The sequence below is a fragment of the Paraburkholderia aromaticivorans genome, from assembly GCF_012689525.1.
Classification (GTDB): domain Bacteria; phylum Pseudomonadota; class Gammaproteobacteria; order Burkholderiales; family Burkholderiaceae; genus Paraburkholderia; species Paraburkholderia aromaticivorans_A.
The window spans coordinates 252,859-267,937 of record NZ_CP051515.1 but is presented as its reverse complement, the minus strand read 5'-3'; the positions used below and the strand labels follow the sequence as shown (position 1 = coordinate 267,937).

Annotated in this window: 10 protein-coding genes and 1 pseudogene; 2 read left to right on the top strand and 9 right to left on the bottom strand. The window is 61.8% G+C overall.

Translation table 11 applies throughout. The features are described 5' to 3' along the window. Positions 1 to 14 precede the first annotated feature (14 nt). The 9 genes from HF916_RS13075 to HF916_RS13035 form a co-directional block, all read right to left on the bottom strand. Entirely contained in the window at positions 15 to 1,370 is a 1,356-nt protein-coding gene (locus HF916_RS13075) for a sigma-54 interaction domain-containing protein (protein ID WP_168789373.1), read from the bottom strand. Next, a complete protein-coding gene (locus HF916_RS13070; RefSeq protein ID WP_168789372.1) occupies positions 1,370 to 4,426 on the bottom strand; it encodes a peptidase domain-containing ABC transporter in 3,057 nt (1,018 codons plus the stop codon). The genes HF916_RS13075 and HF916_RS13070 overlap by 1 nt, the downstream gene beginning before the upstream one ends. Before the next feature lie 66 nt (positions 4,427 to 4,492). Then, positions 4,493 to 5,245, bottom strand: coding sequence for a peptidylprolyl isomerase (locus tag HF916_RS13065; RefSeq protein ID WP_168789371.1), 753 nt, complete (start codon positions 5,243 to 5,245; stop codon positions 4,493 to 4,495). Between the two features lie 37 nt (positions 5,246 to 5,282). Beyond that, complete coding sequence (locus HF916_RS13060) at positions 5,283 to 6,656, bottom strand: HlyD family efflux transporter periplasmic adaptor subunit (protein ID WP_168789370.1); 1,374 nt, start codon at positions 6,654 to 6,656, stop codon at positions 5,283 to 5,285. After that, a complete protein-coding gene (locus HF916_RS13055) occupies positions 6,634 to 9,216 on the bottom strand; it encodes an FHA domain-containing protein (RefSeq protein ID WP_168789369.1) in 2,583 nt (860 codons plus the stop codon). The genes HF916_RS13060 and HF916_RS13055 overlap by 23 nt, the downstream gene beginning before the upstream one ends. 229 nt (positions 9,217 to 9,445) lie before the next feature. Beyond that, on the bottom strand, positions 9,446 to 10,900 hold the full coding sequence (locus HF916_RS13050; RefSeq protein WP_168789368.1) for an efflux transporter outer membrane subunit: 1,455 nt from the start codon (positions 10,898 to 10,900) through the stop codon (positions 9,446 to 9,448). A 225-nt stretch (positions 10,901 to 11,125) separates the two neighbouring features. Further along, a complete protein-coding gene (locus tag HF916_RS13045; RefSeq protein WP_168789367.1) occupies positions 11,126 to 11,407 on the bottom strand; it encodes a hypothetical protein in 282 nt (93 codons plus the stop codon). 302 nt (positions 11,408 to 11,709) lie between these two features. Next, positions 11,710 to 12,144 carry a DUF4399 domain-containing protein gene (locus HF916_RS13040; RefSeq protein WP_168789366.1) on the bottom strand — a complete coding sequence of 145 codons (435 nt, stop codon included), beginning with the start codon at positions 12,142 to 12,144 and terminating at the stop codon, positions 11,710 to 11,712. Between the two features lie 47 nt (positions 12,145 to 12,191). Further along, positions 12,192 to 12,695: a DUF4399 domain-containing protein gene (locus tag HF916_RS13035; protein ID WP_168789365.1), complete on the bottom strand. Its 504-nt coding sequence runs from the start codon at positions 12,693 to 12,695 to the stop codon at positions 12,192 to 12,194. A 279-nt stretch (positions 12,696 to 12,974) separates the two neighbouring features. Here HF916_RS13035 and HF916_RS52035 point away from each other — a divergent pair. Then, a pseudogene (locus HF916_RS52035) lies at positions 12,975 to 13,844 on the top strand (caspase family protein); the annotation flags it as partial. 531 nt (positions 13,845 to 14,375) lie between these two features. Then, positions 14,376 to 15,026, top strand: coding sequence for a formylglycine-generating enzyme family protein (locus HF916_RS52030; RefSeq protein WP_431311439.1), 651 nt, complete (start codon positions 14,376 to 14,378; stop codon positions 15,024 to 15,026). Positions 15,027 to 15,079: the final 53 nt, after the last annotated feature.

The window sequence follows — 15,079 nt, the reverse complement described above, 5'->3', positions numbered from 1 at the left end:
TTAACGACGCGGTCTCACGTCTCATTGTCTTCGTCGTCGCGATCTTCCGCGCCGTTCTTGTTCGCGCCTGGTTGATTGCGGTTGCGGAAGTCTTTGGAATGCAGGCCGTGTTTCTTTAACAGCATTTGCAGATGCGACCGGTTCATGTCGATACGACGGGCCAGTTCCGCGACCGTGCCGCTCACTTCGCGAAGGCCGCGCTCGAGAAAGGCTTTTTCGGCGTCGTCGCTGGCCGCACGCTTCGCGTCGCTCAGCGACATCAGGTTAGCCACGCTGATCGGCTCCTGCCCCGTCGCGGTCGCGGCGTTGGACGCCGCCGCCGATCCGGGCGCCGCCGGCCGCATGTCCACCGGCAAATGATCGACATCGGCCATATCGCCGGCCAGACACGACACGCGATACATCACGTTGCGCAACTCGCGGATATTGCCTGGGTACGCATAGTTCAGCAGAAAGTCCCGCAGACGCGGCGTCATTCGCACGGGCCTGCGCTTTAACGTGCCGGCGGCTTCGTCGCCGAACCACGAGATCAGCAGCGGAATTTCATCGCGACGCTCCCGCAGCGGCGGCAACGTCACATGAATCACGCTAAGCCGGTAGAACAGATCCTCGCGGAATTTGCCCTCTTCGCTGAGCCGCCGCAGATTGCGATTGGTCGCCGCGACGATGCGCGTGTCCACCGCAATCGTCTCATCGGACCCGACGCGCTGAATCTCATGCGCTTCCAGCACACGCAGCAGCTTCACCTGGCCGGCGAGCGGCAACTCGCCGATTTCGTCGAGAAAGATGGTACCTGTATGCGCGCTTTCGAATTTTCCCTTGCGATCGTTCGAAGCGCCCGTGAACGCACCCTTGCGATGGCCGAACAATTCCGACTCCAGCAGATTGTCCGGAATCGCGCCGCAGTTCACGGAAATGAACGGCTTGTCGGAACGCGAGCCGTTGGCGTGAATCACCTTCGCCATCAACTCCTTACCGGTGCCGCTCTCGCCGTCGATCAAAACCGGCAAATCGGTCGGTGCCGCTTTCTCGGCGATTTCGAGCGATTCGAGCAGGCGCGGATTGTCGCCAAACGTCCCTTCGAAAATGAAACTGCGTTCGAGCAGCGCTTTGCGGCGCGCGCCGCGCGATTGGTCGGCGCTCGCTTGCGGCTCGGCGGCAACCGCCGCCTGCACGAAGCGCTCCTTGTGCGAGAGTTGCATCACCTCGTCGCGCAGCGAGGTGGCTTGCCGGAGCAGTTTGTCGATGTCCGCGCGCTCCAGCCGCGACGACCAGCGCAATGTCGAGCGTAAAATCTCGATCCGCTCGATCAGGCCCGCGTACGAAATCGCGGGGCTGGCCTCTTCAATCTGGTCGAGTATTTTCATCATCATGCACTCAACTGTTTCTGGACCAGCTGGTAATACATCCCGCCGCGCTGGATCAGCTCGTCGTGACGGCCTTGTTCGACAATCGCCCCTTCATACAGCACGAGAATCTTGTCCGCACGCATGATCGTGCTGAGCCGGTGCGCGATGATCACCGCCGTGCGGCCCTTCAGAATGTCGTGCATATTGCCGAGGATATTGCTCTCCGATTGCGAGTCCAGTGCCGAGGTCGCTTCGTCGAATACGAGCAGACGCGGATCGTGATACAGCGCCCGTGCAATGCACAGCCGCTGGATCTGCCCACCGGACAACCCAATTCCGCGCTCGCCGACAATCTGCTCGTAGCCGAGCGGCATCTTGCTGATGAATCCGTGCGCGTCGGCCATCTTCGCGACTTCCTCGATGCGGCGCCGATCGGGCGCGTCGTCGCCGCTCGCGATGTTCTCCGAAATCGTGCCGGAGAACAGCAGATTGCTCTGCATCACGTAGCCGATCTGCGCACGGTAATAGGCTTTGTCGACCACGCCGAGATCGTAACCGTCGATCGTCATCTTGCCTTCGGTCGGCGTGTAGAAGCCGACCAGCAATTTGGCGAGCGTCGTCTTGCCCGACCCGCTGCGCCCGACAATTGCCACCAGTTCGCCGGGCTTGATATCGAAGCTGATGTTTTCGAGCACGTACGCCGAGTCGTTTTCGCCGTAACGGAAATAGACGCCGCTGAGGCTGATCTCGCCTTGCAGTTCCGGCAACATCACACGCGAAGGCAAATCCTGGGGCTTCTGCTCGGGTTCGATATCGAGCACGTCGCCGAGACGTTCCATCGCCACGCCCGCATCGTTCAACATGCTCCACAAGCCGACCAGGCCCATTAGCGGACCCAGTACGCTACCCATGAACGCGTTGAACGCGATCAACTGACCGATCGTCATTTCGCGCGCCAGCACGAGATTCGCGCCGACCCAGAGAATCGCAATCGTCGTCGCGGCGTTCAGCAACTGGCTGCCGAGTCCGACGAGAATACTGAACGCGTGCGCGCGGTACTGCACTTCGAGCGCCTTTGCGTACTTCTTCTCCCAGCGCAAGCGCACCGGCCGCTCGATGCCCATGCCCTTGATGGTCTCCACGCCGGCGAGTGCTTCCATCAGAAACGATTTCGACTCGGTCGACGCGGTGAACACTTCGCGCGCATAGCCTTTGATCTTAGGCGTAGCGATCGCGGTCAGCGCCATGATCGGAATCACGAACGCGATCAGCACCAGCGTCATCTTCACGTTGTAGACAAACATGATCGTGAAGTAGATGAAGACCATCAGCAGGTTCAACGCCGTGGTGACGGTGGATTCGGTGAGGAAGGCGCGGATCGTCTGGTTCTCCTGGAAGCGCGCGAAAATGTCGCCGGTCTTGCGCTTGGCGAAAAACGAAAACGGCAGCGACATGGTGTGCTTGAAGAACTGCGACATCATCGCGAAGTCCATGTTGCGCACCATGAAATTCGCCAGATACGCGCGAATCGACGACATCAATTGCGAAAAGACATTCGCGATGATCAGGCCGCCGATCAGCAGATGCAGCAGGCTGACATTCTGATGCACGATCACACCGTCGAGAATGTTCTGGATAATCAGCGGCGGAATCACGCCCAGTACCTGGATCACGAAGGTGGCGAGAAACAGGTGACCGAGAATCTTTTTGTACGGCGTGAGATAGCCGACAAAGCGTATCCACGGCGAACGCGCAGCGGACATTTGCAGCAGATGCGGTCCGCCGGTAAACAGCAGACAAGTGCCGCTCCAGCCACGCTCGAAATCTTCGACCGTCATTTTCTTGAAGCCGACCGCCGGGTCCGCGACCCACACGTAATCCTTGGAGAGCCCGTACACCACGACGTAGTGATAGCCTTCCCAGTGCACGATGAACGGCAGATCGAAACCACGTAGCGAATCGAACGTGCATTGCACGCCGCGCGCTGTAAAGCCCAGCGATTCGCCGGCACGAGCGAGACTGTCGAGCGTCGCGCCCTGAGTCGTGACGTTGGCGAGTTCGCGCAATTTGCCGAGCGTCATTGGAATGCTGTAGTGGCGGCATACCATGGCAAGGCACGCCGCGCCGCAATCCATTTCTTCCGCCTGTTCGACCAGCGCGAAGCGTTTGATGACTTTCTCGCCCATCGCGGGCTTGGTCTGCAAATCGAGCATCAGCGGCAACCTGCGCCGCTGCTCGACCCGCTTTTGCCGCTGCAATTCGCGGTCACCGTAGCGAATCCGCTCGTCGAGCACCTCACGCAGTTTCGGATTGCGTTCGAGAATGAAATGGACCGTGCGCTCCGGAATCACCAGCAACCGCGTATCGGTCGTCGCGACCACCGACGCCATCTGCTCCTGGCGCATCAAACACGCTTTCTCGCCGAATATCTCGCCTTCACCGAGCGTGGCGAGCGTGTAGTCATGCCCTTCCTCGTGCCGCACGATACGCACTTCGCCATGGCGCACCACGTACAGGCGCCGGTCCTCGCGTCCGTCCTGCTTGAGGATTTCCTTGCCTGCGGCCACCCGTTTCACGCCGACGCTGCGCACATACTCTTCGAGTTCGGCCTTATTCAGTTTGCCGCGCAGATCGAATAACTGCGCGACGAAACCGCCCGCCGAATTGATCGCCACATAGCTGGCAACGAACGCCAACGCGGCCTGATTGCCCGCGATCACAGGCTCGATCGCGGCGCGCGGAATGAACAGCAACTCGGTTTTCGCCGACGACCGCACCGACGCTTCGTGGACATAGGTGCGCAACATCGCAATATCGGCGAAGATCTCGCCCGACTTGCGCACTCCCATGCTGGTTTCCTTGCCGTGCTCCTCCGTAAAGATCCGCACGGAACCCGAGCGAATCACATACAGCCCGTCAGCCGTCTCGCCCGCGGAGCACACCGTTTCGCCGAACGCATAGAAGCGCGCTTGCGCATATTCGGCAAGACGCTCGATCTCGTCGCGCGAAAACGGCGAAAGAATTTCCACCGAGGTGAGAAACTCGGCTGCGGAGGGCGTGGTCTGGGGTGCATCCATGTGCTTACGGACCTCGAATCGGCGTGTCGTTGGGTTGTTTTAATACAGCGTGCGGCCTCGAACAGGCTAGCGCGCTTCGATCACGTGCTCCTGGGCGCGTGAAATCAACCAGCTTTCGCGCAGCAGGCGCCGGACTTCGGAGGCCACGTCGGCGTCGAGCGTCGCCGGATATTTGGCCGTCACGGCGAAAATCTCGAAGCACGAACGGTCCGCCGACGGAAACGGTCCCAGCAGATCGCCCACCGCCGCGTTGAAAATCTTCGCTTCGATATCCGGCTTCAACGAGCCGCGCAGTACCTTGCCGATCACGCCGCCCGCCTCGCGCGTGTCCGCGATCGAATGCTCGCGCGCCATGTCGGCGAAACTGTCGGGATCGTCGTGCAGATACGAAATCATTTCCTTCGCCTTGCCCTCGCTGTCGAGCACGATGTGGCTCACTTCGATCGCGTCGAACTTCGGCGAATTCAGCGCGAAGTAGTCCTTGATCGCGGCCTCGTTGCCGATCTCGTCGAGCATCTTCTCCTGATACAGCCCGTCGGTAATGAAGGCCTCGAACTCGTCGAGACTGACGTTGAGCGCGTCGAGGTACTGATTCATATCCGTCGCGCGATGCAGGCCGCGCACGCGACGGAACTGATCGGCGCGTTGCTGGATTTCGTCGGCGGTGACGGCCAGGCCTTGCTTTTTCGCCGCGTGCACCGTGAGCTTGTCGCGCACGATCTGCTCGATCAGGCTCTCGAACTGGCCCGTCAGTTTCAGAAGACGAATGAACTCGGACACGTCCACGACTTCGTCATCAATTCGCACTATCGCGGTCATTTCATCCGCTCCTTTAATTGACGTGTGATCCGTGCGGTCAACCCGCCACCTGCCTGAACGGATCGAGACCCAGATCGATCAGGCGCCGCTCGCGCACCACGATCTCAGCGCTTGCCGTCATGCCGTAGCGCAACGGATAACGCGTGTCGGCAATCTGGTAGTAATTTTTGTCGAGCGTGACGCGGCCTTCGTAGACCGGCTGTTTGTCCGTCGCCGACGGCTTGGTGGCCGGCGAAATGTAGGCCAGCGTGCCGCTGATCAGGCCATAGCGTTGATACGGAAAAGCGTTAAATTTCAGTTTGACCGGCAGGCCCTCATGGAGAAACGCACGATCGTGTTCGGCGATTTCGATCTTCAGCACGGGCCGCGCGTCTTTGGGCGCAATGCCGCCGAGCGGCGCGTTCGCCTGAATCTTGTCGCCGCGCTGGGTCGACGTCACGTCGGTGATGACGCCCGAGACCGGCGCGAGAATCAGCAGGAAATTGTCTTTGTCGATGTTCTCGAAGCGAATCCGCGCGGCCGCTTCGGACACCAGTCGCGCGCTTTGCAGTTGCAGGCGCAACTTGTCTTCCGCGTCGGTAATGTCGCGCACAGCCGAATCGTATTGAAGCTGCAGGTCGGTGGTCTGCTGGCCGCTGGTTTCCAGTTGCGCATTCGCCTGCGTATATTCGTGGCTCAAGCGGAAATCCAGTTCCGCGAGTTTCGATTGCGCGACGCGGTACGCGTTATCTGCTTCCATTGCCGCGGTGCGTTTCTGTTCCACCTGCAATTCGGCAATACCGCCGCCGCCCGGCTGCGCGAAAAGCCGCGAGTAGCGGTCCAGTTCCTGACGCGCCGCTTCACGAACTCGCCGGGCATTGTCGAGATTGCTACGCGCTTCGTCGAGTTCGGCCTTCTGCCCTTCAGCGAGTTTGGTCGTGCCTTCGGAGACGCGGGTTTCATGCTGGCGCGCTTCCACTTCCATCTGTGTCTTGAGCGCGGCGGCTTTACGCTCCATGAGCGCTTTCTTCTCGGGAAACTGCTTCCAGTCACGCTCGGCGTCTTCCAGTTTGAGTTGCGCTTGCAACGCATTGCTGGCGGCCTCGATCGCGCCGCGCGCATTCAGCCGCGCCAGCACGTCGCCTTTCTGCACGGGTTGCCCTTCAGCGATATACAGATCGGCGAGTTCGCCGTCGATCGGTGCATAGATCCGGCGCACCTCGGATTCCGGCGACAAGGTGCCCTGCGCGCTGACGATCACGTCGGCACGCCCCACGAACGACCACAACAGACCGACCACGACCAACGCGACCATCGCCCAGATCAGCGCGCGCGCGAGCTTTACCGGCTCCGCCATCAGAATAGCGATGCCCTCGACGCTGTGATCTTCCAGTGCCTCCGACAACGGCTTAGGGTGACTGTCGCGTTTCACTCTGCTCGCCTCCGATCAATGCCAGCTTCGCTTTGAGAAGTCCCGGGTCCAGCACCATGCGCAACTCCGTTAGCGAACGGCGCTGCAGATTGGCTTCGGCTTCGATGTCCGCCAGCAGACGGTCGAAGTCGGCGGGATGATCCGCCTTCAATTGCGTGTAGATACGCATGCCCTGTTGCGCCGACGTTTGCGCATCGGAAAGCAGACGCGCCTCGCTGCGAAATCCCGGCGAAATGCCGGCTTCGAGACGCTGTGTACCGCCGATCGATCCGCCCGCGCGATACTGTTTCCACAGGCTCTGGGCGCGCAGCAGCAGGTCTTGCGCACGCGCCAGCGCTTTGTCGTGCAATGCGGCGACGTCTTTCTGGATCGATTGCAGGAACCACACGTCCGTTGCCGGATCGAGACTCGCGTAGAACGACAGCAGACGCTGGTCGTAATCCTTGTCGCCGCGCGTCTTCTGCAGCTGCGCATACTGATCGAGCAGCGCCTTCTTGTGCGCCAGTTCCGCCGCGAGCACGTCGGACCACGGCCCCGCGGGCATGGCCTGCAGACCGGCAAGCGCCTGTTGTGCGTCGCCGCGCTGCCAGGCCGCCGTCACCGCGTCGTGGCGCGCAATCACATCAGGCGAAGGCAAACGGCTCGTCGCCAGTTGTTGAAACTGCGCCTGAAAAGGCGGCGTGCTGAAGTGCGCCGACTTCAACATCGCGAGCAACGGCACCAGTTGCCGGCTCAGCGCTGCGTTCAACAAATCGGTGTATTGGCGCAAATCCTGACGCACCCGGTCTATGCCCGCGAGACGGGGATAGCGCTGCGCGTAATCGTCGAGCACGGGAGGCAGCGCGTCGGGTTTGTCTCGCGCCAGTTCGGTGCGAATCGTCCCATTCAGACGGTCGATGGCGGCGAGATACACCGAATCGTCGCTTTCCAGTTTGCGCAGATGGCTCAGCGCCTGCGCATAGGGATCGGCGAACACGGGCACGTAGGAGGCAATGCGGTCGAGCGCGCGCTGATGGCTCTTCGCGTCGTCTTCCCAGCGTTGCAGCAGGTTGTTGATCGTGCCCTCGTCCGCGTACATGCGAATCGGCGCGTCCATGCCGCCGCGCGCCGCGACGAAACGCTCCAGATCGCCCACCCATTGCAGCTCGTTGATCAACGACGCGGCGTCCGCATTGTTTGCGCTCGACGAACGCATCTCCTTGAGCAACGCGTCGGCCTGATCGAACTGCGCCTTTTGCAGCGCATTCAGCCAGTTGGGGAGCTTCGCCTTCAACAGCGCTTCGCTCGCGAGGGCGCTGACTTTGGTATCCGTGGGATGGCTCGCCAGATAGCCCGATGCCGCCGTGACCGCGCTCGAGTAATCGCCGTTCGCCAGCAGGTTCTTCAATTCGCGCTCCGACGAACCGCGCATATACAGCGTCGTTCCAATCGCCGCCAGCACCACGACGCCCACGCCGCCCCATGTCGCCATACGCCGCACGCTTGCGCGATCGTCGATGGCAAACGCCTTGCCGAGTTCGCCCGCGAGCAAGCGCCAACGGCGCGACCGGCCCTTCGCGGCAGCCGCGTTGGCGGCGCCATTCGCACCGTTGGTTCCGTTCGTGCCAGTCGCCCCTCTTGCCGTGCCCGTCGGCGCGTCGCGCTTCGCATGCGCGGACGCGGGCTGTGCCGCCTCGTTGACTTCGTCTTCACGTTGGAGGCCGGGGTCGACGCAAAAGATATCGAGGAATGAATGCGCGGCGCCGACAAAGGTGGTCTTGTCGGGATCCGCCGCTTCGTCGGCGGCCGGATTGAGGAATAGCTGTGTCACGGTGGGCTCGACTTCAGGGGGTGTCTGCAGCGTCACCCTGTAGACGAAGTGGTCCCCGCCAAATGCAACGAGGTCTCCTTCTACCAGCGGCAGCGCGGATTCGTCCAGCCGCTTTCCGCCGACGAATGTGCCGTTGGTGCTGCCGAGATCCTCGACATAGAGCTCACCGCCCTTCAGAAAGATGTGCGCGTGCCGGCGCGAGATGTAGTTGACCTGATGCGGATAGCGGTCTTTGTAGCGCGAGAAGACTTCATCCGCTTTGCTGACGAGAAACGGAAATGCCTGCACCTCGATAGGTTGCAGGTCGAGGTCGTCGCGCTGCGGCACCAGCAGCAGTCCCGGCGCGGCGGACGAACTGGCGACCGCCACGATACGCGCGCGCGGCTCGATGCTCACGCGGTAGCAGAGCTCGCCGCCGAAGCACAGTTCGTCGCCGGCACGCACGCGCGCCGGTGTTTGCCGCACCGCCACGCCGTTCACCGTCGTGCCGTTCTTGCTGCCGAGGTCGGCGACGTAGACCGCGCCGTGTTCCGTGAAAACCCGCGCATGACGGCGGGACAGGCGCGCAATGCGCTCGGCGGGATAGTCGGTAAAAGGTGCTTCGCTGCGCCCGATTGCGAACAGGTTGTCGACGATACGGATCGCGTCGAGCGCGGGACGTTGCGCGGACGCAGCCGGCGACAACACCACGTCGAACGCGGCGTCTTCTGTCGCGCGCATCTCAGCAATCGGAGCTTCGCCGGCGGCCATTTTATCTGGATCACTAAGCGTTTACCCGTTGCAGCGAGAGCGCAACGGAAACGGGACGAAGGACTACGGCGAAAAGATATTGTTCGTGTGAGCCGTGCAAAAGCCGACTCCTTAATGATTGTAAGTCACACATGGCGAGTGTCAATTTTCCGATCGTCGGTTATGAAGGCAACGAGTGCGTCGAAAGCAGCCGAAATACCCCACGCTGCGCGCCACATTGCGGATTAGCTCAGTGTTCCTTTACTTCGGTCTGCACGTCGACGCTCGGCCAGCCCCCGCCCAGCGCTTTATAAAGCAACACCGTGTCGGACAGAATCTGCTGATGGTTGGCGAGCAGTTCCTGCTGCGCCTCAAGCAAGGTCCGTTCGGTTTCGAATACCTCCAGTTGCGACACCACGCCGAGGCGCAACTGCGACTGGATCTGGTCCGCGACGATCTGCAGCCGCGACACCTCCTGCTGCAACTCCACGCGCTGTTCCTTGTGCGAATTCACGTTGACCAGCGCGTTTTCCACTTCCTCGAACGCGGCCATCACTGCCACGCGATACTGTTGCTCGGCCACCGTCGATTGCGCTTTGGTGACTTTCACATGCGCCCGCACGCCAGGATCGAGCAGCGGAATGTTGATGCTGGGCATGAAGCCGTAGGTGAACGATTTCAGCAGATCGGTCAGCGCGAAACTCGCGGTGCCGCCGTGCGCGGTCAGGCTGATGGTCGGCAGTTGCGCGAGCTTGGCCTGGCCGACGAGGTCGTAGGATTCCAGCACTCTGAACTCGGCGGCCACCACGTCGGGACGGCGCGCGAGCAGTTGTGCGGGCAAGCCGTCTGGCACGGGCGGCAGTTGCACGCGCTGCTGCAAATGCCCCTTGGGCATCTGAAACTCACCCGCCGGCACGCCGGTCAACGTACAGAGCGCGTTGTTGGCCAGCGCGCGCGAACGGCGCAGCTCAAGCAGCTGATTGGTCAGGCGGTTGATCTCCGCCTGCTGGCGCAACACCTGGGTTTGCGGCACGAGGCCGTTGCGGCGCTGGCCGTCGTAAATCGCGAGAATCTGCCGGTTCGTTTCGAGCGTTTTTTGTTGCTGTTCGATCTGGTCGTCGAATTGCAGAATCTGGAAGTATGTGCTGGACACGTTCGACACCAGTTCCAGATAACCGGCGCGCCAGTCCGCCTCGCTGGCGTGGAATTCCGCCTTTTGCGCCTGCACACCCTTCTCGACTTTGCCCCAGATATCGATATCCCAGTTCACCTGGGTCGCGAGGTTGTACTGCTTCGAGAAGGTTTGGTGCGTGGTCTTTTCGAAATCGGCGCCGGCGCCGAGATCCATGGTCGGCAAGGCGCCCGCCTTGGCTTCGCCGATCTGCGTGCCGGCCACGTCGATACGCGCGGCCAGCACCTTGATATCGAAGTTGCCGGCAATCGCCTTTGCGATCAGCGTGTCGAGATAGGGATCGTGGAAGCCTTTCCACCAGTCGGGTTCGATCGTCGCGGCGGCCGATACGGGCGAGCCTTTCTGATCCGACCACGAGGCCTTGGCGGGCGTGTCGGGACGCTTGTAGTCGGGCATGCTGACATCGATACAGGCCGACAGCGAGAGCGCGCATACCGTCGCCGCGCAAACGCTGCGCAGCGCGGATGTCCTGCGAAAGAAGCGCTGACGAGCTGATGAAAGCAACGCTGACACGATGGTCTCCGATGACGCCCACTTCGTTGCACGAGAAGCGCGCGCCCTTTAAGTAAAGCATCTCCTGCGCGGCTTCACCATCGAAGCGATGCAAGAAGATCGGCGCGGGAATCGGGCGGTGAAACGGGGGTGGCGTGAAAAGAACGATTGGCTGCGAAATCTTTTTGAGGAGCGGCCGGTGAGAGTCCGCGGAGGCTGTCGCGCCTCCGCGGCGGCCTGCGCCGTTTAGTGCACGTTGATGTTGTTGCTCGCGGTCACGTGCGGGTCGATCGTTGTCGAGATGCCGGCGACGAACGCTGCGTTGTTGCCGTTGGCATTCTGGATGTTCATCGTCGTGTTGATCAGTTGGGTGGCGTCGACGGTCTTGCTGTTGTTCGGCGCATACACCGGCATGAAGTTGAAGTACGACGAGGACGGATAGTAGCCCATACCGCCGCGCACGGCGCTCATGGCCTTGCTGTCGAGTTGTTCGGTGATGGACAGGTCTTTGATCATCAGCGTGTTCATGGTAAATCTCCTGGAAGGGAATACAGCACAGTTTGCGGTTGGGTTCGAGCAACTTGTCTGCTCGAGTGTCACTAATGCATGGGCTGTGCCAGGACTGCTTTCCTCTCCTAAGAAATATGCCGGAATGCCGTAGATAAAGGGTTGCGGGGCTGGCCGGACGGCGAACGCGAGATGGAGCCGTGAAGCGACGCGCGGAGGATGGTGGATCGCGGCCAACAACCCGTGCGAAATTGTTGGTTGCGGCGTGACACTGGGGCGCTAACCGGCGCGCCGCGTCACGCCGCGCAATGCACAAGCGCGCGTCACCGCGCAATGACGGTGATCTTCTTCGAATACACCGGCGGATTGTGCGGCACATGCATGTCGTCGCCCATCAGCAACTGCAACGTGTGCTTGCCTGGCGGGAGTTGAATCATGGTCTCCGTCTCACCCGCACCGAAGTGCAGATGATTGCGATCCGACGGAATCTCCTGATCCATCGGCGGCAAGTCGGTGTCGATCAGCAGATGATGGTGGCCGGTATTCGGATACTTGACGCCTTTCGGCGCCACGCCCATGTACCGCAGGCCGAACCACACCTTGAACGGCTTGTTGGCAGGCACCGCCTGGCCATCGTTGGGATAGCCGATATACGCGTGGGCGCCGGCCGGCGCCGGCGTCGTACCTGCAATGGCGACATTCGGCGAAGCGAATGCCGCCGACATGACGAGCGCCGCGACCGCGATGATCTTGTACATGAAGGTCTCTCCGTCCTGACGGACCCGCGTTGAACGAACGGATCGCGCTAGTCTTTTAGCACGGTGATAGTGATCTTTTTCGAATACACAGGCGGCACATGCGGCACGTGGTTGTGGTCGCCGAGAATGAGCTGCAACGTGTGCTTGCCCGGCGGCAACTCGATCCGCGCGTCCGTCTCACCCGCGCCGAAGTGCAGGTGATTGCGATCCGATGGGATCTCCTGATCGAGCGGCGGCAGGTCAGTGTCGATCAGCAAATGGTGATGGCCGGTGTTCGGGAACACGACGCCCTTCGGGCATACACCCATGTTCCGCAGTCCCATGCGCACCCACAACTTGCCGCCGTGAATCACCGTGCCGTCCGATGGCCAGATGATGTATTCCTCGGCGCCCGGCGGCGACGCCGTGTGCTCGGCCGCCGCAAAGACGCTCGGCACCATGTTGCCGAACATGAGGACGAGCGTCGCGCGCAACGTTCGGCGCAATACCTCGCGACGCGCATTCGATCCATGACGCACGTCGAGAACAACGGGGCTAACGGTTCTTCGCATAGCGCACTCTCCCGAAGAGGGGTCATGGCCAGCTCGGCTGCACAAGGCAGGCCGGGCGTTCCGGCTGGATGTCGCGGACGCACGCGCGATTGGACGGCCACCTGGTTAAAACGAGCTTGCCGCCCTACTTTGTGAATTAGCTTAGGACGTAACTTGCCAAAAAGATACGCCACACTCGTTAACCGTATGACGCATTCGGGGCACGCGGACAGTTGTGGCGCGCAAAGCGCGTGCTATCGTTATTAAGAGGTTGCAGATGGATGGTCGATAGCGGCGTCGATGTTCGCGCGATTCACTCCGGCGGCGGCTGCGAGTTGTGCGGTCCTCGATTGCCTATGTTCTGTCCGGAACAAACAGGATGTGAAGATGTGGCGAATATTCATGCTGGTGTGCATGGCCGGGGCAATGCAGGCGCATTGGGGCGATGCTTTTGCGGCGCCGCAACGTGATGGCGTCGAGCGGGGTGCGAGTGCGCCGAGTTTGCCACTCACGCTGGTTACTCCGTTCACGCCACAACGAGGCAACGCGCTTCCTCCACGGATCGCGCTTGTGATCGGTAACGGCGCGTATGGTGCGGACGGTGTGGATCGCGACGACCCGCAAGTGGATGCACTGTGGGAGAACGCGCCACGCGACGCCGCAGCCATGCGCGATAGGCTCCAGACGCTCGGCTTCGACGTCATCATGCGCACGAATGCGACGCCGCAGCAAATGCGCGAGGCCATCGGCGAATTTCATCAGCGCTTACGGGCGGGCGGTGTCGGTCTCTTCTATTTCGCCGGACACGGCATGCGGATCGGCCCGCAAACACTGCTCATTCCCGCAGGACTCGATGCTCGCTCGCCGGCTTTGGTCGTGAGCAACGGTGTCGATCTGCACACCGTATTGCAGGCAATGCGCGGGCCGCGTGACGGCCGGCTCAATCTCGTGATCCTCGATACGTGTCTGAACGATCCGTTCTCGGCGAACCTGACGGACGATACGTCAGCGCTTCCCGGCAATACGGTGGTTGCCTACGCAACCGCGCCCGGCGGCTTTGCGGCGGACGGCGCACGGCATGGCGTCTATACGAATGCATGGCTGCACGCGCTCGACAGTGCTCCGTCGCTAACGCTGGCGGATCTGCTGCAACGCGTCGCAGCGCAGGTTCGCGACGCGACTGGCGGCGAGCAATCGCCGTGGCTTGCCTCGTCGCTTCCTCGGCCCTTGCTGACGGCCGACGCTGCATCCACAGCGCGGGACAATCCCATCGTCACGCTGCACAGCAGAGGCATCCTGCCGAAAGACAGCAGCGAACAATACGAAATCACGTTCTGGAATTCGATCAAGGACAGCAACTACCCGGGCGACTACGAGGCGTATTTGAAGGTCTATCCGAACGGCCGCTTCGCCACGCTCGCTCATGCCCGCATCGACCGCTTACGTGCTGCGGCGACGTCGAATGCGCCGTCCGCAGCCACGCCTGCTGCGCCTTCAGCAGCACCCGCGCCGCCGGCCGCGCGGCCAACGCCGCCGGCCAGTACCCCGGCACCCAAGCCCGCTCCGAGTGCCGCCCCGCCCGCTGCGCCAACTGCGGCGGCGGTCGCGCAAAAGCCCGTCACGCATGCGCCGGTTGCCGGCGAAAGCCGCGATTGCGCGACCTGTCCGATCGTGATCACCGTGCCCGCCGGTTCGTTCTCGATGGGCAGCAGTACCGACGACCCGTCCGAAAAGCCCGTTCATCACGTGACCATTGGCGCGCCGTTCGCGATCGGCAAGTACGAGGTAACGGTCGACCAGTGGAACGCGTGCGTCGCCGCCAATGCGTGCCAGAAGCTCACGCCGGAAAGCAACACCAACAAAGCCGCACCGGCGCGCGACCTCAGTTGGGACGACGCGCAGCAATACGTGAAATGGTTGAGCAAGACCACCGGCAAACCGTACCGTCTGCCTACTGAAGCGGAATGGGAATACGCGGATCGCGGCGGCACCACGACCGCCTACTGGTGGGGCGACCAGATGCGCAAGGGCAACGCCAATTGCAAGGACTGCGGCGACCCGTGGCACAAGGAAGGACCCGAGGCCGCCGGTTCGTTCGCACCGAATCCGCTCGGCCTGTACGACATGAACGGCAGCGTCTGGGAATGGACCGCCGACTGCTGGCACAACTCCTACCAGGGCGCGCCCGCCGATGGCCACGCATGGGACACCCCCGGCTGCGACATGCGGGTGATTCGCGGCGGTTCGTGGCGCGAAGGCGGCGGCTACATGCTCAGCGCGACACGCTTCAAGTACAGCTCGGGCGTGCGCCAATCGCAGGATGGCTTCCGGGTCGTCAAAGATCTCAAGTGACTTGTCGGGGCCGCAAGCGGCTCCCGGTCGGACTCGCAGCCGACTCGCGAGCC